19 protein-coding genes are annotated in these 21866 nt (G+C 41.8%); 7 read left to right on the top strand and 12 right to left on the bottom strand.

Features of this window, described 5'->3' with window-relative positions; all coding sequences use genetic code 11:
• Positions 1-83 precede the first annotated feature (83 nt).
• Together I4Q58_RS04695 and dnaG are read left to right on the top strand one after the other, a co-directional pair.
• Positions 84-1142 (top strand): cell division protein ZapA, encoded by a 1059-nt coding sequence (locus tag I4Q58_RS04695; protein ID WP_203294215.1) that lies wholly within the window; start codon positions 84-86, stop codon positions 1140-1142.
• Between the two features lie 108 nt (positions 1143-1250).
• Positions 1251-3233 (top strand): DNA primase, encoded by a 1983-nt coding sequence (gene dnaG, locus I4Q58_RS04700; protein ID WP_203294217.1) that lies wholly within the window; start codon positions 1251-1253, stop codon positions 3231-3233.
• A gap of 5 nt (positions 3234-3238) precedes the next feature.
• Here dnaG and I4Q58_RS04705 read toward each other — a convergent pair whose 3' ends face one another.
• Positions 3239-3874: a response regulator gene (locus I4Q58_RS04705; protein ID WP_203294219.1), complete on the bottom strand. Its 636-nt coding sequence runs from the start codon at positions 3872-3874 to the stop codon at positions 3239-3241.
• 150 nt (positions 3875-4024) lie between these two features.
• Positions 4025-4813 (bottom strand): NAD(+) synthase, encoded by a 789-nt coding sequence (nadE, locus tag I4Q58_RS04710; protein WP_203294221.1) that lies wholly within the window; start codon positions 4811-4813, stop codon positions 4025-4027.
• Positions 4814-4923: 110 nt separating this feature from the next.
• Here nadE and gldB point away from each other — a divergent pair, with 110 nt between their 5' ends.
• Both gldB and gldC read left to right on the top strand, forming a co-directional pair.
• A complete protein-coding gene (gldB, locus tag I4Q58_RS04715; RefSeq protein WP_203294223.1) occupies positions 4924-5892 on the top strand; it encodes a gliding motility lipoprotein GldB in 969 nt (322 codons plus the stop codon).
• Complete coding sequence (gene gldC, locus I4Q58_RS04720; RefSeq protein ID WP_203294225.1) at positions 5892-6227, top strand: gliding motility protein GldC; 336 nt, start codon at positions 5892-5894, stop codon at positions 6225-6227. Before gldB ends, gldC begins: the two co-directional genes overlap by 1 nt.
• Before the next feature lie 43 nt (positions 6228-6270).
• Here gldC and yihA read toward each other — a convergent pair whose 3' ends face one another.
• The 5 genes from yihA to I4Q58_RS04745 form a co-directional block, all read right to left on the bottom strand.
• On the bottom strand, positions 6271-6882 hold the full coding sequence (gene yihA, locus I4Q58_RS04725; protein ID WP_203294227.1) for a ribosome biogenesis GTP-binding protein YihA/YsxC: 612 nt from the start codon (positions 6880-6882) through the stop codon (positions 6271-6273).
• A 59-nt stretch (positions 6883-6941) separates the two neighbouring features.
• Entirely contained in the window at positions 6942-7397 is a 456-nt protein-coding gene (locus I4Q58_RS04730; RefSeq protein WP_203294230.1) for a DUF4230 domain-containing protein, read from the bottom strand.
• 100 nt (positions 7398-7497) lie between these two features.
• Entirely contained in the window at positions 7498-10245 is a 2748-nt protein-coding gene (locus I4Q58_RS04735) for a TonB-dependent receptor (protein ID WP_203294232.1), read from the bottom strand.
• A 15-nt stretch (positions 10246-10260) separates the two neighbouring features.
• Positions 10261-11121, bottom strand: a complete 861-nt coding sequence (locus tag I4Q58_RS04740) for a GLPGLI family protein (protein WP_203294234.1) — start codon at positions 11119-11121, stop codon at positions 10261-10263.
• A gap of 87 nt (positions 11122-11208) precedes the next feature.
• Positions 11209-12030, bottom strand: coding sequence for a GLPGLI family protein (locus tag I4Q58_RS04745; RefSeq protein ID WP_203294236.1), 822 nt, complete (start codon positions 12028-12030; stop codon positions 11209-11211).
• Positions 12031-12155: 125 nt separating this feature from the next.
• Between I4Q58_RS04745 and I4Q58_RS04750 the strand changes: the two genes are divergently transcribed.
• From I4Q58_RS04750 to ppk1, 3 genes are all read left to right on the top strand, one after another.
• Positions 12156-12959, top strand: coding sequence for a hypothetical protein (locus I4Q58_RS04750; protein WP_203294238.1), 804 nt, complete (start codon positions 12156-12158; stop codon positions 12957-12959).
• 3 nt (positions 12960-12962) lie between these two features.
• On the top strand, positions 12963-13577 hold the full coding sequence (locus I4Q58_RS04755; RefSeq protein ID WP_203294240.1) for a deoxynucleoside kinase: 615 nt from the start codon (positions 12963-12965) through the stop codon (positions 13575-13577).
• A gap of 112 nt (positions 13578-13689) precedes the next feature.
• Complete coding sequence (gene ppk1, locus I4Q58_RS04760; protein ID WP_203294242.1) at positions 13690-15753, top strand: polyphosphate kinase 1; 2064 nt, start codon at positions 13690-13692, stop codon at positions 15751-15753.
• Here the strand turns inward: ppk1 and I4Q58_RS04765 are convergent.
• From I4Q58_RS04765 to I4Q58_RS04785, 5 genes are all read right to left on the bottom strand, one after another.
• Positions 15743-16747 carry an App1 family protein gene (locus I4Q58_RS04765; protein WP_203294244.1) on the bottom strand — a complete coding sequence of 335 codons (1005 nt, stop codon included), beginning with the start codon at positions 16745-16747 and terminating at the stop codon, positions 15743-15745. The genes ppk1 and I4Q58_RS04765 overlap by 11 nt on opposite strands.
• Positions 16748-16767: 20 nt before the next feature.
• On the bottom strand, positions 16768-18033 hold the full coding sequence (locus tag I4Q58_RS04770) for an MgtC/SapB family protein (RefSeq protein ID WP_203294246.1): 1266 nt from the start codon (positions 18031-18033) through the stop codon (positions 16768-16770).
• A gap of 151 nt (positions 18034-18184) precedes the next feature.
• Positions 18185-20605, bottom strand: coding sequence for a sodium-translocating pyrophosphatase (locus tag I4Q58_RS04775; RefSeq protein ID WP_203294248.1), 2421 nt, complete (start codon positions 20603-20605; stop codon positions 18185-18187).
• 122 nt (positions 20606-20727) lie between these two features.
• Entirely contained in the window at positions 20728-21255 is a 528-nt protein-coding gene (locus I4Q58_RS04780) for an inorganic diphosphatase (protein WP_203294250.1), read from the bottom strand.
• Between the two features lie 93 nt (positions 21256-21348).
• A complete protein-coding gene (locus I4Q58_RS04785; protein WP_203294252.1) occupies positions 21349-21852 on the bottom strand; it encodes a GreA/GreB family elongation factor in 504 nt (167 codons plus the stop codon).
• Positions 21853-21866: the final 14 nt, after the last annotated feature.

A 21866-nucleotide genomic window follows, 5' to 3' on the forward strand; every position in this document is an offset into this window, starting at 1 on the left:
TTCATTCATCAATCAAGCATGTAGCAGTCTGCCCAGTCGGGTCGATTGGGTAGGATTGCTATGCGCACTAAAATCAAATCATTATGAAAATCATTACACTATGTACCCTCATGTCGCTCTGGCTTTTATCGACCGTTGGCGTTCTTGCACAGGAAACCAATGCAGAGCAGATAGAAATGCTTCAGGCTTTACGTGAGGAAATCGTTTCCGAAGAAAAAGAAGCCCTTAAGGAAGAAGTTGAGAATATCCAGCAACGACTGGAAAACGAACAACTATCTTACGAAGAAGCCGAAAACCTCAAAAAAGAGGCAGCACAAAAAAGAGCATTGAATATTGAAAATCGTTTGGCCATCGTCGATAACAAAATAGCGCTTCTAGAACGCAATGCTGAAGAAAAAACCTACTCCGACGATGACGACCGTGTAGTGTTGCGGATAGGTTCCAACGACGATGACGATACTTTCATCTTTTTAGGAAAGAAAAATAAAGAGCGAAAGTATGACCGACGCACTACCAGTGATTTTGTACTAGCGGTCGGTTTCAACAACGTTATTACCGAAGGACAATCGCTGAACGATAGCGATTTCAAACTCGGAGGAAGCCGATTTGCTGAATTGGGCTGGGCATGGAAAACCCGTGTGTTTAAGAACTCGAACTGGCTCCGCGTAAAATATGGATTTTCCTTTCAATTCAATGGGTTGAAGCCAACGGATAACCGCTACTTTGTTGATATGGGAGGGCAGACTGTCTTGGAAGAATTTCCGGTCGAATTGGACAAATCAAAATTCCGTATGGATAACCTCGTTATTCCTATTCACTTTGAAATAGGGCCGTCCAAAAAGATTGAAAAGGATACCTATTTCCGATATTCCACCCGCGATCAGATCAAGTTTGGATTTGGTGGATATGCCGGAATCAAATTGGGAGCGCGTCAAAAACTGAAGTATGAGGAAGACGGCCAAGATATCAAGGAAAAGCTGAAAGGCGGGTACAATACCAACAACTTTATTTATGGCGTAAGTGCTTATCTTGGATGGCGCGACACCGCTCTGTATGTGAAGTATGACCTCAATCCTATTTTTAAGGATAATCCAGTAGAACAACGGAATATTTCACTCGGACTTCGATTCGATATGGACTAACCAATCCTTTTTTTAAGTGTTTCGAAATGCTGTTTCTTAAGAAGCAGCATTTTTTGTTATCTTCTACTCTTGAAATGTTATTTTTACAGCTTCAACCTATAGCACTTCATGATAGCAAAATCGACCATAGACGCCGTTTTCGATGCCTCCCGCGTAGAGGAGGTCATTGGCGATTTTGTTCATTTGAAGAAATCGGGCAGTAATTTTAAAGGATTAAGTCCCTTTACCGACGAGCGAACACCGAGTTTTATGGTTTCGCCAGTCAAGCAGATTTGGAAAGACTTCAGTAGTGGAAAGGGTGGAAATGTCATCGCTTTTCTAATGGAGCACGAACATTTCACCTATCCAGAAGCCATCAAATACCTCGCGAAAAAATATGGGATAGAAGTTGAAGAAACCCAACAAACAGACGAACAGAAGGAAGCGGCCAACGAACGGGAAAGCTTGTATGTGGTTTCAGAATTCGCAAAGGAATATTTTCATAACACGCTACTGAAAACAGAAGAGGGCAAGGCCATTGGTTTAAGCTATTTCAAGGAACGAGGCTTCACTCCTGAAACCATCAAAAAGTTTGAATTGGGATATTCGCCCGATAGCTGGGAGGCGTTTACTTCACATGCCATCAAAAAAGGGTATAAGCTTGAGTTTTTAGAGAAGACGGGACTTACTATTGTAAAGGGCGATGCTTCTACGGGTGCAGCAACCAAGCAATTTGACCGGTTTAAGGGAAGGGTTATGTTCCCCATTTTTAGTATGAGTGGAAGAACCCTCGGGTTTGGCGGAAGAATTCTCACCAACGATAAAAAAGCGGCCAAATACCTCAATTCTCCTGAAAGTGATATCTATCATAAAAGCAAGGTATTGTATGGTATTTATCATGCCAAGCAAGCGATTGCGAAGGAAGATACTTGTTATTTGGTTGAAGGCTATACCGATGTAATTCAGTTTCACCAAACAGGAATTGAAAATGTAGTGTCTTCTTCCGGTACTGCACTTACGCATGAGCAAATTCGATTGATTCATCGGCTTACCAATAACATCACTGTTCTATTTGATGGCGATGCGGCCGGGCTACGGGCATCGCTACGCGGAATCGATTTAATCTTGGCCCAGGGCATGAATGTAAAGGTGTGTACCTTTCCCGAAGGCGAAGACCCCGACAGTTTTGCGCGGAAAAATAGTCTAGAGGAACTTCAAGAATACCTAAGCGAACAATCTAGAGACTTTATGAGCTTTAAAGCTTCTTTGCTGGCCGAAGAAGCAAAGGGCGACCCTATTAAAAAGGCTGAGACCATCCGCGATATGGTAGAGAGCATCTCTAAAATTCCAGATGACATAAAGCGCGAGCTGTATATCAAGGAATGCGCTCGAATTATGGATATTTCGGAAGAAGTGCTATTCAATACCCTTGCACAAATACTTGAAAAGAACCGTCGCGACAATTCCAAAAAATGGAGCAAGCCACAGGAACAACTTCAGAAGGTGGCCGACGATCCAAAGCCTGTCAAAAAGATCAACGTTCAACATGAACTGGAACGAAAAATCATCGAATTGCTGCTACTTTATGGTTCTATTGAAGAAGAGTTTGAAGATGTACTATTGGATTCCGATGAAAATGGCGAAGTTATTCTAAAGCCAGAAAAGGTTAATGCCAGAGTATTTGAGAAAATTTACTTAGATCTTCAGGAAGATGAAATGGAATTCAGCCATCCCGATTTTCAAAAATTGTATGCTGAAATCATCAATCGCTTTAACCAACAACAGGAATTTCAGGTAGACTCCTTTGTAAATAGTTTACAACCAGAGGAGGCTGAAGCGGTTACCGATATTTTAATGGAGGAAGAAAAATACCAGCTTCACGATTGGGAACGGATGGATATTTATGTGAAGGAAAAGAAATACGGTATTTCACAAATGGTGAATGAGACCATTCTAAATTTGCGCCGTGAACTAGTCAATAAAAAGATTGCAGAGCTTTCCAACGATATAAAAGAAAATGCTCCCGACCAGAGTCAAGAGCACTTACAGCATATTATCGACTACAACACGCTTCGAAAGGTTCTTTCAGAGAAGCTCCGTCGCGTATTATAAACGGCCTATCCAAATTGGAACATTCTCGACTGATGAATCAGATCGGCCAAGTTGTCCACTTTTAGTTTTTTCAACAACCTAGTTTTATAGGTGCTCACCGTCTTTTCATTAATGTTCAAGGCATTGGCGATGTCCTTGTTTCGCTTTCCGCGGGAAAGAAGATTCAATACTTCGATTTCCCGGGAAGAAAGCTTTTTATAACGACTTATGGCGCTACTCTCCCCTACATTTCGACTTGTAAAGGTAGATGTCAATTCCTCATTCAAGAAAATACCCCCTTTTGCTACTTTTTTAAGTGCTTTCATGAAGACTTTTGACGAAGCTGTTTTTGGAATGTATCCGGCAGCTCCAGATTTGATGGAACGCAAGGCGTAGATTTCTTCCGGGTGGGTAGAAAAGATGATTACCCTTGTCTGTGGGAAAGAGTCCTTGATACTCCGCAGCGCATTAATCCCGTTAATTTGCGGCATATCAATTTCCATAATTAAAATGTCAGGACTGTGCTCCTGTAAACTGTTATACAGTTCTTCACCATTATTCGCTTTTGCAACAATGGCGTAATCATCCGTATTCTTCTTCAGCATACATGCAATTCCCTTACGTGTAATCGGATGATGGTCTGCAATTACTATTTTTTTCATACTTCTTTATGTAAGCAGCGGTTTTCGGGGACATCAAATCCGCTAGTGAGGTTTTTGTAATATTTATACTACAAATCAAAACTAAAAAAAAGTTGGACTGAATAGCATATTATTCGTCCAACTTCAAGAAAATTCGTTCAATAACGGAAGTTATCGTAAGCTGTCTGGGATTTCACATACGGGTATGGGTGTAATCTTATGTAAGTTAGCACGATGCAAGCGTTGATAGATTTTGTAAACCTCTTTTTCACGGCCTGAGAAATCGCCAATCTCCTTATCCTCCGCTTCCATTTTCATCGCCCATTCCAATTCGTCGTAACTCGCTCCAATCTGGTCTTCATCGGTTCTACTATCACCAAACAAACCATCGGTGGGCGCCGCTTTCATAATCGATTCTGGGACGTTCACATACGCCCCGATTTTGTATACTTCGCTTTTCATCAAATCGGCAATCGGACTTAGATCGACACCGCCATCACCATATTTAGTGAAGAAGCCAACGCCAAAATCCTCCACCTTATTTCCCGTACCTGCCACCAAATACCGGTGCAAACCCGCAAAGTAATAAAGGGTTGTCATTCTGAGCCGTGCACGCGTATTCGCTAACGAAAGATCGAGCAAGGTGTTGTCTTGCGCATCGGGGACTTGTTTTTTAAATTGTTCAAATACCGGTGTGAGGTCCACCACATCGCTACTAACATTAGGAAAGCGCTCTTTCAGTTGCTCAATATGCTCCTGCGCCCTTGTTACCTGGCTTTTCGCCTGATGTATGGGCATTTCCAGTACGTGGGTTTTCAAGCCAGTCATGGCACATAGGGTTGATGTGGTCGCCGAATCGATGCCGCCACTCACCCCTACAACAAAACCTTCCATCTTGGCGTTTTTACAATAATCGGTTAACCAGGTTATGATATGATTTGCTACTTTTTCAGTTTGCATATTGAAATCTTTTAGGGTGTTGAAATCCGAAGAGAAGCCCTATTTTTGTGGCCGCCGAATGCTTCGGAAAATTGCCTCGTAAAAATAACAAAAACGAACGTGAATAAACGATGAATAGAATTCTTCAACTTTTTACAGTTTTTATTTCCCTAACAGTCCTTTTCAGTTGTGACAGAACATCGGAACGGGAAGCAAAAATCGAAGCGATTCCGATGGAATTCGACATCGTTCGGTTCGATCAGATCTTTGCCGAGGCAACGCCTTCAGATTTACCTCAGCTGAAAGCGAACTATCCTATCTTCTTTCCAAAACAGTTTCACGATAGCATTTGGATCGGTAAGATGCAGGACACGCTTCAACAGCAATTGGATGCAGAAGTGGATAAAGCCTTCCCGAATAATTCGGTGTTAGAAGATGAATTGACGCCTTTATTTCAACATATACAATTCTACTTCCCCGAATTCGAAGCCCCTACTGTTGTTACGGTTACGAGCGACGTGGACTACCAGAATAAAGCTATTGCCACCGATTCGTTGATGGTGCTTTCGCTTGACACCTATCTAGGTGCGGAGCATCCGTTCTACGAAGGCATACAAAAATATTTTTCGAAAAATCTGAAGCCTTCCCAAATCGCTCCCGATGTGGCTGAAGCTTATGCAAAGCAACTTACCGCCTACCCTAGAAAACGTCATTTCTTGGGACAGATGATATATTATGGTAAAATTTTATACCTCAAAAATCTTTGGGTTCCTAATGCTGAAGATTGTGCCATTATAGGGTATTCACCAGAAGAATGGCAATGGGCGGAAGAGAACGAACAACAAATTTGGCGCTATTTTGTAGAGAATGAATTGCTCTACAGCTCAGAGCCAAAATTAGGAGCCAGGTTTTTGAATCCAGCGCCTTTTTCAAAGTTCTACCTTGAAATCGACAATGAGTCGCCAGGAGAAATCGGCCGCTACATCGGTTGGAAAATCGTGGAAGCGTATATGCAAAATAACGATATCAGCATTAAGCAAATGCTACAGAAACCAGCAGAGGAAATTTTTAATAATTCAAAATACAAACCGGCAAAGTAATGGGAAATCAGAAGTCAAATATCAATATTGAAGTATCGGTCGACGAAAACAAAGTACCCGAAAAATTACATTGGACAGCCAAGGATGGTGGTGTCGACAAAGCCGAAGCAAAGGCTGTGTTTTTGAATGTTTGGGATCATAACAAACGCGAATCGCTGCGGATCGACCTATGGACCAAGGATATGCCATTAGACGATATGAAAATCTTTTTTCACCAAACGCTGCAAGCGATGGCCGACACCTTCGAACGTGCTACTAGCGATGAAAAGATGAGCGCCACCATGCGCGATTTCTCTGAATATTTCGCGGAGAAGTTGGAGTTATACGAAAAATAGAACTTCATTCCTCGAAGGTTTTCGAAAACTGTGAGGTTTTAATCTAAGGCGTAACGTCTGACAACTGACGGTTTACCGACCCGATATATTCCAACACCTCATCGCGTCCCGTTCCATTGGTAGCGGAAGTAACAAAAATTGGCGGTAGCTCTACCCAGGTTTCCAATAATTCCTGTTGATAAGCCTCTATATTTCGCTCCAGGGCTTTTGGCTTCAACTTGTCTGCTTTTGTAAAAATAATTCCGAACGGAAGTTGTTGCTCTCCCAACCATTGCATAAACTCCACATCTATTTTTTGGGGTTCATGGCGTACATCCACCAATACAAACCCCATGACCAACTGCTTCCGAAGCAAAAAGTAGTCGGTGATAAATTTCTGGAACTTCTTTTTTGTTTGTTTGGAAACCTTCGCATACCCATAGCCAGGCAAATCGACCAAATACCAATTATCGTTTACGATAAAATGATTGATCAATTGCGTTTTTCCGGGCTTTCCCGACGTCTTTGCCAAGCCCTTATGGTTCATTAGCATATTGATTAGCGACGACTTGCCCACATTACTTCGTCCGATAAACGCATATTCCGGAATTGGGTTCATAGGGCATTTTGCCACATCGCTGTTGCTAACAACAAAAGAAGCCGACTTGATTTTCATAAGCTTAATTTTCTACAAAGAAACAGATAAAGGTGCAACTTAAAAAGAAGGCAACAGTATTATAGTTTAATGGATTGTAATTTCTCTTCCTCATTAACCGGCTCACCCATATACCGGAGTGTCCACCCCATGCTATTGGTAAGGATATAGATTTTCTGCAATTCGGAAATCAACCGATTGTTAGCATTGGTCATGAGTGGTGAATCTTCAATTTTTTCGCGTAACTCAGTTTCAACCTTATTCTTTATTTTGTTATAGTCTGATGCCTCAAACTGATTGAGGTAATCTTGCTGTACGTCGTAATATTCAATGTTTGGATTGATGTTGAGTTCGGGTTCGGGAATCCCTGTAATGCTTACGGTGCGGGTCTCTGGGTCTACTTTTGTTTCCACCAAGCTTAAGTCGTACGCAACCGTAGCCTTCGCATTTACCACGACCAACGCCTTTTTTCGGGCATCCAAAAATCCGAATACGATAAGGAGTGCAATGACAATTCCGAAGAATATATTTCGCATCTTTTTTTGCTTCAAGATACTGAAATAAAAATTTGAAAATGGATGAATTTGAAGATTTGAAAGTTCGTCTATCTTTAAATTATCTAATTTTCAAACTAACCTATAGCTCATATCGAACCACGAGCATAAAAATTCGTGGCATGACAAAATATTGCGAAGTAGTGTTAAACTGTTCGTTGAAGCTGTCGTTATTCAAGAATTCCGTGTCCAATAGGTTATCCCCTCTCAGTTCGAATTCCCACGGGCTTTCCCCTTTTTGATAGTAGAGGGTTGCATTTAGGAATGAATAGGTATTTTCTACCGTATTCGATTCATCTGAATAGTTGTAATATTCCCAATCGGCACTTAAGGTAAAATCTTTTAGAAAATTGACATCAATATTCGCAAAAGGTCGATGGGTATAGAATGTGCGTCCTTGGTTGGCATTTTCATAATCGTTTAGGGTGAAGTTGTATCCTACTTCAAAATTTGGCCATTCCTTAAAGCTGCTTCGGATACTTCCTTCATAGTTTTGGGTGAAGCTTGTACTCTCTGCAATTTGTTGATTAATCGTATTAAACGATTGACTATAGGAAAGATTTGCATTGGCTCTAAACTGAAGCTTTTTCACCCGCTTGCTAAAGCGCCCTACTGCTGAAAAGGTTTCATCTGGAAAATTACTATCAATGTTAAACGGTGTACTGGCTTGGTTGATGGCAAAAATGTCCAATTGGTTTTTGATGGCCTCTACCCTTCTGCTATAGTTCAAGGAAGCACTAATATTCGTGTAGTTGAACATGTTAAAGCTGAAATACGTTAGGTTATAGGTATGCGCCAGCGATTTTTCCAAAAAGCGATTTCCACGATATAAGCGGTTGTAATTGTTCAGGACATAGGCTTCAGCATAATCGTTTACATCGGTATATTGCGCCGACATCGCATAATTGAAGCGAATGTTTTCACTCTTTTTCAGCTCCCAAATAATATTTAAATCGGGCAAAAGATTCCATTCATTCTGACTGGTGGTCAACCCAAGTTGGTCGTTCTTCACATTATAATTATGAAGCGTCACGCCTGGCGTAAAAATAAAGGCACCGGTCTTCACTTTATAATGAATGCCGGCAAACAAATCTGTAAAGCCAAAATTCACGTCATTTTGCAACGGGAATGTTTCCCCATTTACTTCCGACGTTTCCGTGAATTGCTGGTCGCCTCCGTTATCCAATAACTGGAAAATTCTGCTATCGAATTGCTGGTGACTATAGGTTCCTCCCAAGGTGAAATTTAAGTTACTGGTATTGTTCAACACATAATAATGATCGACCTTCCCATCAATTTTATGAGTCTTCACGTTTTTCTGTTGGTTGATATTGTACCGCTGCTGTTCGTTATCGACCGGGATAATATTCTGAAAGGCAAAAACATCCTGTAACACTCGATAGAATGGATCTTCATCTTGGTATAAATGCTGCAACTGACCTGCGAAAATATTTTTTTCATTTAGGGTATAGTATGCATTCACGTTTTGATTGATACTCGCAGGTGTATTTTCCTTTCTTTCTGAAATATCGTTCGTAATATCCTCGAATAAGGAAAGCGTATTGGCATCCTCCGTTTGCTTCGAAGCCTTCAGCAATACATCGTAATCCAATTGAAAATCGACACTCGGTTTATACACAGAACTGAGCTTGAACATTCCCAATTGACTTCTTTGATCGTTTGTTGAATTAGTGGTTTCTGTCGTTCCGGAACCGATAAATTCCCGAATACTATTGGTGACCATATCGGTTTTATTGTCGGATAAAATCGCAAAACCGCTGAGATCCCACTTTTCCGAAGCCTTCCAACTGAAGTTTCCTGCCAGAAAGCCGGCTTCAATATTTTGCGCTCGATTGTTCCGCGCAATAGCAAATCCTAAGTCGCCTTCACTAATATTAAACTGCGTACCTCCACCACGGTTAAAGTTTCTGAAACCCCCGGTAAAGTTGAAATAATCCCGAAACGTAAAAGGCACTTCCCCGATATTATTGAAATCCGTTAACAAATTGATACTATAATCCGGACTGTAATAAAACAATTTGGGATGTGCTAAATAGCGTCCTTGCTCATCGCGATCTGAAATTCCACCTCCGGCAGTGACCTCTCCAAACCAAAACTTTTTCTTTCCTTCCTTTAAACGAATATTGATGGCGACATTATCCTGATCGTTCCCCAAACCACGCATTTGGTTTACTTCATTGTAGTTTCGCAGTACCTCAACCTTATCGACAGCATCGGCAGGAATATTCTTTGTCGCCAATTTCGAATCGCCATCAAAAAAATCCTTTCCTTCCACCATCACCTTTTGAACGGCTTTCCCCTCCACTTGTATTTCACCATCTTCATTCACCTCTACGCCAGGAAGATTTTTCATCACGTCGCCCAACTTGCGTTCATCGCCCCGATTAAAGCTATCAGCATTATAAACAATAGTGTCTCCCTTCACCGTTACGGGCATTTCGTATACAATTTCAACTCCTTCCAATTCATCTGCTAAGGAATTAAGATTGAAATTAAGCGTTATATCCTCGGCATCTGCCGGTACTTCCACAATCTTTTCCTGTGCTTCATATCCTAGAAAACTAGCTCGAACCGAATAGTTATTCCCTTTTGAAAGGTCCATCTGGTAGCGACCCTCATAATTGGTGATGGAATAGCCTTCCATGGTAGACGAACCCTGCACCATGGCAACCACATTGGCTAATTCGAGTGGTTGCCCGATGCTATCTTGGATGGTTCCGCGCAACTTAATAGATTGCGCCATAAGGGAGTTGGTACTTGCCGCTAGCAAAAGCAGCAGCAATAAAGAAAACAAGTTTCTGTGGGTCATATGATTGGTTGGGTATTAGTTTCTGCCACGACGTCCTCCCCGATTTCGGAAGTTTTCGCGCATTTCCTTGATTTTTTCGGCTATAATGGCGTTATATTCTGAACGGCTCACTTCCTCACCCTTCGTCAATGGTTCGATTGCATCCATTTCCGAAGGATTCATCACAATTTTTGTGCAGAGAATAGTGGTTCGATAAGCATTCAGTTCCAGAATTAATCCTGGTAGTCCGCCGTATTCACCAGGACCATTCCCCACGGGGATTTGAGGCGTAAACCAAGCCGTGACCAATATCTGTTTTGGAACTTCAATTTGATCCATCGGATCGTCGCTTTCAGTTTTGGTGGAATCGGCTTCTTTTTCACCTTCGTCCCGATCTCGGTTTCGCCTACGTGCCATACTGAAATCGTTTTCATCGATCTCCTTGGTCGCGGTTGCTTTGATAGCCAAATACTGACCGATTTGCTTGCTCTCCTTACCGATTTCCCAATTCAGCCCGTTTAGTGTATCTTTTATCAAAAATTGCTTTCCAAAGAATTCACGCTCCTCTAATAACACATTTTCCTTTAGATTTTTATACTGTGGTCCAGCGCTAAAGCTATTCATCATCATTCCAAAGCCACGCCCTCCACCGGTCTCAAGCTTTTCCTCTTCCTTATAGATAGATTCGTTGGCATTGAACGTAAGAATAAACGTCTTTTCCAACATGCTCTTCATACGTTCGGCGATTTGCTGCTTCATCTGCTCGCTCATCTCGGAACCACCAAAATTATCCATATCAATAGTGGTCTTCGATTGATATTCAGCCTTTCCACTGATGTTTTGCGAAATACTAAAAAGGTAAGACAGCAGTGTAATGGTTAGAAAAAATGTTCTCATAGAGGTATCGGTTTTCTGGAAGATAGGTCTCGTCCAGTCAATTTTGTTACAAAACCTTTTAGACTTTAAAAGATGCAAAAGGTTTTATCAACCTCCGATTTTTATCCGAAATGAACTGCCTTCTCCTTTTTTTCGACCATCGCTTTGAAAGCGTTCCAGCATTTCCGCATTTTTCTTTTCCTGAATCTCGTCGAACTCGGCCTGTGTCACCTCTTTTCCCTTCGAAGGTACCTCTATATTGATTTCCGCTTCAGGGTTAAGGACAATTTTGGAGCACAAAATAGTAAGATCACCGTCGCTTATTTCAAGTATCATTCCTGGCAATCCCCAAAACTCCTCTGGTCCGTGCGGTAATGGGATATCCAAAGTATACCAAGCCGTTGTGGTTTTCAGCTTTGTTACCTCAACGAGGCTATCGCTCTCACTGCTCATGGTCTTTTCGGTTACTTCCAGGCTATGTGTTGCCTTAAAACAAGTATAATTACCAATATTTTTCGTTTCAGAATGAAGTTCCCATTCCGGTTTTTGAAGCGAATCGATAATTAGGAATGGCTTACCCAAGATTTCAGTTTGATTGCGATATTCGTTCTTCTTCACATTTCGATACACAACATCGTTGCCGCCGCTCACTGTAATTTGAAAACCGCCAGCTTGTGGGGCAGGGGCGTCTAAGCTTTCCACCTCTTCAAAGACCGACTCTTCTTTGTTGAAGGTTAAGGTATATTCCTTTTGAAACTGCTTTCGCAGCTGAGCAGCAATTTGGGCTTGCATATCGTCGTTCATGCCGTCACCATCAAGTTTTAGGTCGACCTTACGATCGGTTTTATAGGTAGCGATGCCGGTGAAGTCTTGTGCGATACTAAAGGTGAGACATCCAAATAGCGTTAACAGGAGTATTGATTTTTTCATTTGGGTTGAAGGTTGGTTTAGCAGAAAGACGATTACTTCCATACAATATTACAATTTCAATGAAAACCCTCCGTTTTGTTCTCAAGTGAATCTTTAGAATGTTGAAATTCGTATCTTACCCACACATGAAATCGTTGTTCTTCTTATTGCTGCTTCAGGCGTCCCTACTATATGGACAATCCTTCACTGAAGGCGATTCCATTCCATTGGTGGCCGACACCTTTCTGGGTGTCGATGGCTATAAAAATCTATATTTCACTAAGGACATGGTGCTTCACAAAACAGGAGCCGATGGCGATTATAATTTTAACGATTTTCAATTAGGTGAAATTACTTCCGTAGACCTCATCAATCCACTGAATATTGTTGTTTTCTATGAAATGACCAATACGGTGGTATTATTGGACAACCGCTTGAATGAAATCGAGCGCATCAACTTCAACAGTGTGCCTGAATTCACGAATGTTGGTGCGGCAAATAATGCCGGAAATAACCGCCTTTGGCTTTTCAATATCGATACCCAACAACTAGAACTCTTCAACTACAGAACCCAGCGAAAAACGATTGTGTCGCAGCCATTCCCAGGGCAATTATTAGGATTGGCGAGTAACTTCAACTATTGTTTTTTGTTGACCGAACGAAAATTGCGAAGCTTTAATGTGTATGGAAGTTTGCTGAAGGAATTGCCAAACGATACCTATACCCATGTTTTTCAACAGGATGAAAAAGTATTTGTTTTGAAGGGAAATAAACTGTTTCATATTCCCGATATGGCTGAAGAAAAAGAGGATTCGGTTACCATTCAACCTTTTGAACTTCCAATAAAGGAAAACCAAGCATTCGACTTGTACCTTACACAGGAAATCCTGTATCTTTACGACGGTACGAAGCTGCGTACCTTCACCCGAAACCAACCAAAGAAAGAATAGTATATGCACGTTGCCATAGCAGGAAACATAGGCTCTGGAAAAACCACACTGACTCGTTTACTCTCCAAGCATTATAAATGGAAAGCGCATTTTGAAGATGTAGAAGATAATCCGTATCTCGATGATTTCTACAATCAAATGGAACGTTGGTCCTTTAACCTACAAGTGTATTTCCTGAACAGTCGGTTTCGGCAAATTTTGGATATTCGTGAAAAGGGAAAGGACGTCATTCAAGACCGAACCATTTACGAGGATGCTTATATTTTTGCCCCCAACCTTCATGCGATGGGCCTTATGACGAATCGCGATTACGAAAATTATCGCTCGCTATTCGATTTGATGGAAAGCGTTACGGAAGGGCCAGATTTGCTCATCTATCTACGAAGCAGTATTCCAAATTTGGTGAACCAGATTCATAAACGCGGTCGCGACTACGAAAACTCTATCAGTATCGATTATTTAAGTCGACTAAATGAACGTTACGAAGCTTGGATCCATGACTACGACAAAGGCAATTTATTGATTGTGGATGTAGACAACTTAAACTTCGTAGATGATCCCGAGGATTTAGGAACCGTGATCAATAAAATTGATGCGGAACTGCATGGATTATTCTAATCAAGAGTGCTCTAAACCTTAACATTTCCCAAACATAGTTTCGCTTTCGCTTTCCGTATTTTGCTTGCGATTGAAATGAATAGGAATCCCTTTATTTACGGGGAAACTGGCTATGGGAAAATTATACAACACCAAATATTATCACCGCGATTTGTCGTGGCTTCGCTTTAACCACAGAGTGCTTCAAGAGGCCGCTGATACTCGAAATCCATTGTACGAGCGCATCAAGTTTCTGGCGATCTTTTCTTCAAATCTAGATGAATTCTTCCGCGTTCGGGTTTCCGATATTCGACAGATTAAAAAGATTGAGAAACCGCTTCGGAAAAAACTGATTACCAAGCCGAATAAAGTACTAAAGGAAATCAAGAAGCAGGTGGCGATGCAACAGGAAGAATTTGGAAAAATCTTTAAGGAAGATATCGTTCCTGCCCTGAAGCGAGAAAACATTCACCTTATTTCACACAAAGAGTTTTCTGCCACCCAAAAGGAAATTGCCAAGACGTATTTTGAAGAAACACTTCAGGAAAAACTTCGTATTAGCTGCAATCCATGTACGGGCAAGGATGATGTTTTTATTGAAAATGAAGCATTATATCTCGCAGCCCAATTAAGTGAAACGGAATTTCAATTGGTGAAGATTCCCGATGATGAACCGCGTTTCTTCACCTTTCCGAAGCAAAACGGCAACCACTACATCACCTTTATCGATGATATCTTGAAATATAACCTGAAGCAAAGTCCACAAGGTGAAAAGCAAATTCAGCATTATGCGATTAAGAAATCAAGAGATGCCGAATTGTATATTGACGATGAATTTTCTGGAAACTTAAAGGAGAAAATCGAAAAATCATTACCGAAGCGTGATAAAGGTCAGGCCACCCGATTATTGATAGACCAAACAATGCCGAAACCCTTTCAGGAAGTGGTGAAGAATGCTTTGGATGTATATGCTACAGATATTGTACAAGGTGGTACCTATCATAATTTCCGTGACTTTTTCGGCTTTCCCAATCCGAGTTCTAAGAACTATTTATCGAACAATGACCTTCCACCTCTTCCCCATCCGGTGTTGACAGATGCCAATTCCATTTTTGATGCGATTGATGAAAAAGATCAAATTCTTCACTATCCGTATCAAGCCTTTGAACCAATAATTCGATTATTGGAAGAAGCCGCTGAAGACCCAAAAGTGAGTTCTATAAAGATTACCATTTATCGGTCGGCCGATGAAAGCCGTTTAAACGATGCGATTGTTCGCGCCGCAGAAAACGGCAAGGAAGTAACCGTTTTTATTGAAGTCAAGGCACGTTTCGACGAACGCAACAACTTTAAGTGGGGCCATATTTTTGAAGAAAAAGGCGCGAATGTAATCTATAGTTTTCCTGCCATCAAAATACATTCAAAAATTGCGTGTATTGAACGGGAAGTCGATGGTGAAACCAAACGCTATGGCTATATCGCTACCGGAAATTTCAACGAAGACACCGCTACTCTATATACCGATTTCGGATTGATGACATCCCATGATGAAATTACAGAGGATTTACATAAACTTTTCTTGGTATTAGAGGGAAAGATGATCATTCCGAAACCTCAGCAACTCCTTATTTCGCCCTTCACCTTACGAGACGAATTCGAAACGATGATCGAAAAGGAAATCGCAAATGCAAAAAAAGGAAAGGAAGCCTACATCATCGCCAAGATGAACAGCTTGGAAGACAAAAAAACCATCAAACTGCTTTACAAAGCGAGTAAAGCCGGTGTCTGTATCCGACTGCTGGTGCGTGGTATTTGTTGCTTGATTCCTGGCATTAAAGGTCAGAGTGAAGAAATTTACATAACTAGTATCTTGGACCGCTTTTTAGAGCACGGCCGGGTGTATATCTTCGGAAATGATGGAGAGGAAAAAATGTTTATCGGTTCTGCCGATTGGATGAAGCGAAATCTAACCCACAGGATTGAGGTTGTAACCCCAATTTTAGATAAAGATATTCATAAAACTATTCGTGACGTAATCGATATTCAGATAAAGGACAACGTAAAAGCCCGCGTCATCGATGAGATGCAGTTGAATCGATATGTGGAAAACGACAAAAAGAAGGTACAGTCGCAATTAGCAACTTACGACTACTTTAAAAAAGCGGTAAAAAAGAAAGCTTCAAAAACTACGCAATGAAACCAGCCGCTTTAGCATGCTGAACGGCTTCTTCACTGCTCTCCACCAATAATGTTGGTACCGCTTTAAATCCGTCGAACAATTCCAATATTCGCAATCGTTTTTTTGCATGCTGAACACTTCGCAAGTAAATCGCCAAGATACGACCTGGAAATTCCTTTGCCACTTCAAGATAGATATCCGCATCATGTTCACCGGCATCACCAATCAGAATAAACTTCAGAGTTGGATAGGTATCAAGGATATTTCGCACTTCATGCTGCTTATGCGGCCGCTTTCGTTTTATCCTTTTTTCGAAAGGTGCCCGGAAATCGCGTAACAAAATCGGACCTTTTGGAAATTTGTTTTTCTGAAGAAAAAGTTCCAGATATCGATATAGGTTCCACGGACTATTACTTACGTAGAATAGTGGATTTGCCTCTTTTCCTGTTTTTCCTTGGTGAAGCATATGATAAAAGTCTGCAGCACCCTCCAAGGGACTTCTACTTTCAGCATTTTTGAAAAACGTATTGAAGATAAGTCGCCACTTGAAAAAGGAGGCAACTCCGGTATGCAAAATCGTATCATCGATGTCGCTTATAATACCAAACTTAGCTGTTGAAGGCGGGATCAGCATTTCACCTGGAAACCGATTTTCCTGTTGAATTACCTTATTCTTTATAGGCGGATCATAACTGATTTCGTACGGCAACCAACCTTCACTATTGATTTGTTGTTGAAGGTTTTTCTCCGGAAGGTCAATTTTATAATAGCCTTCATGATTGGTGTGAATATAGTGTGTGGTATCGTCGGGCAGTTGAAGTTTTAGTCGTGTATTTGGAATTTCGTCGGTTTCAAAGCGCTTCCAGGTATTCTTCAACAGTGAAAAAAATCCTTTTTTGGTCAAATCGATGTTTTCGTCCTCTAGAGCACGACCTCGACAATAGAGGTGCGAGCTCGTTCCATAGCTTTGAAAGGTGATAATTTGTAAAGGATCATTGGTAAAAATAGACATATGGTCTTGTGCGTTTTTGATTAAAAATGCCAGCCTTCAGGCCATAGCCACATAATAAGAAGTCCCGCCACGATTGAAATCCCAAAAGAGATCGCAACCCATTTGGTAAGTTTTTTGGTTCCTAACACCGCTGCCATAATACCCTTAAAAACCAAATTAGATAGTGAAGCCAAAAGAATCAATCGCCAGCCGGTATTCGTTTCGAGTCCCCCGCCCTTCATCGTTTGGGAAAGTGAAAGCGTAATGGCATCCACATCGGTTAAGCCACTGATAATGGCTACCACGTACAAGGCTTCATTCCCAAATTCTTCTTTGGTGAAAGCTACGGCAAGAAGAATTAGTCCGTACAGCAATCCAAAAATCAAGGCGCTTTTAAACTGCGCGGGATTATCGGGTTCGGGCATTTCATCGTCCTTTCCGTCTTGATTGATAAGGTAGAATAATCCCACACATAATAGTATCATCAAAACAAATTCAACCAAAATGGGAAGGATAATTTGCGGTAGCTTCTCCGGAATGATAACCCCAACTTCAACCAAAACCCTTGCAAGTGCAATTGTAGAGGCTGCAAGAATGACAAATGCAGCCATTTTATTGATATCCTTAGAATCCTTTGTTTTACGCGCATAGCTTACGGTGGTAGCTGTGCTGCTAATTAACCCTCCTAAGATACCGTTTGAGATGATCCCCACATTTTTGCCAACGTACTTATAAATGAAATATCCGATGACACTAATCCCCACGATGAGCGTGACCATCAGCCAAATATTTCTTGGATTCAGTACGTCTAACGGACCGTAGGTTTCATTTGGTAAGATGGGAAGTATTACCAACGATATCCCAGCAAAGGTCATGATGGCCGCAAGGTCTTTGTCCTTTAAGTTTTCAATGAAATCGTGAAGATGTTCCTTTACATATAAAAGGATAGCCAAAGCACCGCCAACTACTACCCCGATGACCTGATCGCCCAATACCAAATAGGCTCCGACGGCGAACATTAAAAGTGCGGCGACCTCAGTGGTTTGTCCGACATCGGCTTCGTCGAATTTCCTTAACTTCACGATATTCGCGACAACCAAAAATCCAGCAATAGCCAAACCAAAAACTGGCAAAATAAAAGGGTTGTCGAATTCTCGGGTCATAAAACCGCTCATCACTCCCAATATTGAAATGAGGGTGAAGGTGCGCACGCCAGCCATCTTGCTATCGGTTTTTTCACGTTGTAAACCGACAAGCATTCCAAGGCCAAAGGCAATCGCTAAAGTGATTAGGTCGTTGTATTCCATTGTTCACCTAAAATAACACTCTCATATAGGAAGACAACTTGTGTTAAATATAATTTAACATGAATACCTGCTGGGTTTGAATATTCGGCAGGTCTAAAACAAAAAACCCCGCTCGAAAGCAGGGTTTTATATATTCTTCCGTGTGGAAATCTTATTGTTTCCTTACTTCTCTTTTTAGGGCTTCCACCTGTGATTTCACTTCTGCTTCAGTTCCTGAAAAGGTTTTTTCCTCAACAGTCTCCTGACCATTCTCTTTGGTCATGATGCGAACGTTAGCAGTTGCTACGTCACCTTCAACAGAATAATCCACTTTGATTTCCTTATCTGCTTCACGGATTTTCTTACCATCCACGGCAGTACGATTTCCGTTTTCATCAATCACATACGTGTCCGTATTCGTATTGGTAGCCTGATCCATAGAACTATGTCCTCCAAGGATAGGAGCGATGACCAATCCGACCAAACACGTAAGCTTGATAAGGATGTTCATAGAAGGCCCTGATGTATCCTTAAATGGATCTCCAACCGTATCGCCAGTTACAGCTGCTTTATGCGCATCACTTCCTTTATAGGTCATTTCACCATTAATCATAACACCAGCCTCAAAGCTTTTCTTAGCGTTATCCCACGCTCCACCAGCATTGTTTTGGAAGATCGCCCACATAACACCGCTAACACAAACGCCGGCCATATAACCACCTAGCGGCTCGGCACCAAAAACAAGTCCGATAAACACAGGAGTTACGATAGTTAGAAGGCCTGGTAGAATCATTTCCTGAAGCGCTGCTTTCGTTGAAATATCCACACACTTACCGTATTCAGGAGTTCCCGTTCCTTCCATGATTCCTGGAATTTCCTTGAACTGTCGCCGTACTTCACGTACCATTTTCATAGCAGCTTTACCAACACTTTTCATCGCCATAGCGGAGAAGACTACTGGAATCATTCCTCCTACGAACAGCATTGCCAACACATCGGCACGGAATATATTGATACCATCAATACCTGTAAAGGTTACATAAGCGGCAAACAGTGCTAAGGCTGTAAGGGCAGCAGAGGCAATTGCAAATCCTTTTCCAACGGCAGCCGTTGTATTTCCTACCGAGTCTAAAATATCGGTACGTTCACGAACGTGTGGTTCCAATTCACTCATTTCAGCAACACCACCCGCGTTATCGGCGATAGGTCCGAAGGCATCGATTGCCAACTGCATGGCAGTCGTCGCCATCATGGCAGAAGCCGCCAAGGCTACTCCGTAGAAGCCAGCCAATTCGTATGAACCATAAATAGCGGCAGCGAAAAGAAGCACGCTCCAGAAAGTCGATTTCATCCCAACGGCTAGACCAGCGATTATGTTCGTTGCAGCTCCTGTTGAAGAGTTCTGTACGATATCCAATACCGGCTTTTTACCAAGACTGGTGTAGTAGGCTGTTACAAAAGAGATCAAGGCTCCAACGGCCAATCCGATACAGGCAGCCCAGAAAACATTGATAGAGGCAACTTCAACTCTTCCTTCACCGAAGAAATTCATCGTCATGGTTTCAGGAAGCATCCAATCGATTAGGAACCAACTAGCGATCAATGTTAGTACAATTGCAGTCCAGTTCCCCATATCAAGTGCTTTCTGGACTTGTGGTTCTTTTGCGTCATTATTTTTTATACTTACCAAGAAGGTTCCGATAATAGAAGCCAACACCCCTACTCCAGCGATAACGAGTGGTAAAAGGATTGGTCCCATGCCATTAAATGCATCGGTAAATTGGGTCGTTGCGCTCATATCGCGAATCACATAATTCCCCAATACCATGGCAGCCAAAACGGTGGCTACATAACTACCGAAAAGGTCGGCACCCATACCGGCCACATCCCCTACGTTATCTCCTACGTTATCGGCAATGGTTGCAGGGTTCCGAGGATCATCTTCTGGAATACCCGCTTCCACTTTTCCAACTAGGTCGGCCCCAACATCGGCAGCTTTGGTATAAATACCACCACCTACACGGGCGAAAAGTGCAATACTTTCAGCACCAAGAGAGAATCCGGCCAAGGCTTCCAATACAACGGTCATTTCAGCGTAGAAATCGCCACCTTCCGTAACAAACTGTCCTAGGAAAAACAAGAAGAACAAACTAAGTCCGAGCACGGCAAGACCTGCAACACCGAGTCCCATTACGGTACCACCGCCAAAAGAAACCTTTAGCGCTTGTGGCAAGGATGTTTTGGCAGCTTCAGCGGTTCTCGCATTGGCTTCGGTTGCAATACGCATTCCGATATTTCCAGCGAGTGCTGAGAAAATAGCACCGATAAAAAAGGCTGGTACAATCATCCAGCTAGTGCTATCTACCAAGGTAGAAATGATATAAAGCAGTACCGCAGCAATAACGGCAAAGATTGCCAATAAGCGATATTCTGCACTAAGAAAGGCAAGGGCTCCTTCTTTAATACTTTTTGAAATTGATTGCATTCGTTCACTACCAGCAGCCTGTTTTTTTACCCAGCTCATTTTGACAAGCATGAATAAAAGGCCTAAAATAGCCAGTGCTATCGGTACATAAATCACGTTTTGTTCCATGTTTATTTAAGGTTTTGTTAAAGCGGTGCTAAAGTAACAAAATCGGGTAAAACAAAAAAGCAATAACCGTCTAGGTTATTGCTTCTCATTATTGGGTTGAAATACGTTATATAATATAGTTACTAGCGAATACTTACATCCTTTACGGGAACATCGCTAGAGCGGAAACGGTCGACGCATTTGGCGACGATATCCTTGGCTTCTTCTACATCGCCCCAGCCACCAACATCGACTTTCTTTTCTTCCAAATCCTTGTACACTTGAAAGAAGTGTTCAATTTCTTTTTTAAGGTGTGGGTTCAATTCCACTAAATCGTTTACATTATTTGCGATAGGATCGCTAACGGGTACACAAATTACCTTTTCATCAGGTCCTTTTTCATCTGCCATATGAAAAACGCCGATAGGTTTCACTTCTATTACACATCCTGGGAATGTGGGCTCTGTTACCAACACCAATACATCTAACGGGTCGCCATCCAATGCCAAGGTTTCAGGCATAAAGCCGTAATCGGCTGGATACATCATGGAAGAAAAGATCATACGATCGTAACGGATCTTCTTTAGGTCGAAATCGTATTCATATTTATTACGACTTCCTTTCGGAATTTCGATTAGCACATCGAAGGTAGATACTTTGTCTGCTGTCATTATTCAGTTCTTAGCTTTTATCTAGGACTATATTTGGGGGTGCAAAGATACTGAAAAAGGAAGGATGGGATACGTAGTTATGTTATTATTTTGTTAGGAACGATATTCTATGTTTTTCACCGTCAACGTTCGCGCTTCATTTCCTAGCTGAAACGTTACTTCTTCCCCCACCTTAGCGCCTGACAAAGCTTTTGCAATAGGTGCAACGAAGGCAATTTTTTTCTTTTTGACGTCCGCTTCATCTACGCCAACGATGGTAATGGTGACAGGTTGTTTGGAATTTTTCAACAGATAGGTTACCGTCGCACCAAATCGAACTTCATCTTCGGGCTGGTCACTTGGATCAATTACACGAGCCGAAGTAATTCGCTCTTTTAATAAAGCCAGCTTTCCATCTAGTAAGGTATGCGTACGCCGAATCTCCGTTTCACTCCCTGATACTTCAGCGCGCTCCTTCAACAATTCTTCCTTTTCATCCATCATTTGCTGAAGCCCTTGGGGTGTAACATAATTGGTTGCTCCATCTGGCAAGGCTGCCCTTGGTGGAATAACTACCGGCTCTTCTTGATCGCCTTCTTTTACAAATCCTCTACTCATACCTTCACTTTTAC

The organism is Luteirhabdus pelagi (assembly GCF_016827595.1).
In the GTDB taxonomy this organism is placed as follows: Bacteria; Bacteroidota; Bacteroidia; order Flavobacteriales; family Flavobacteriaceae; genus Luteirhabdus; species Luteirhabdus pelagi.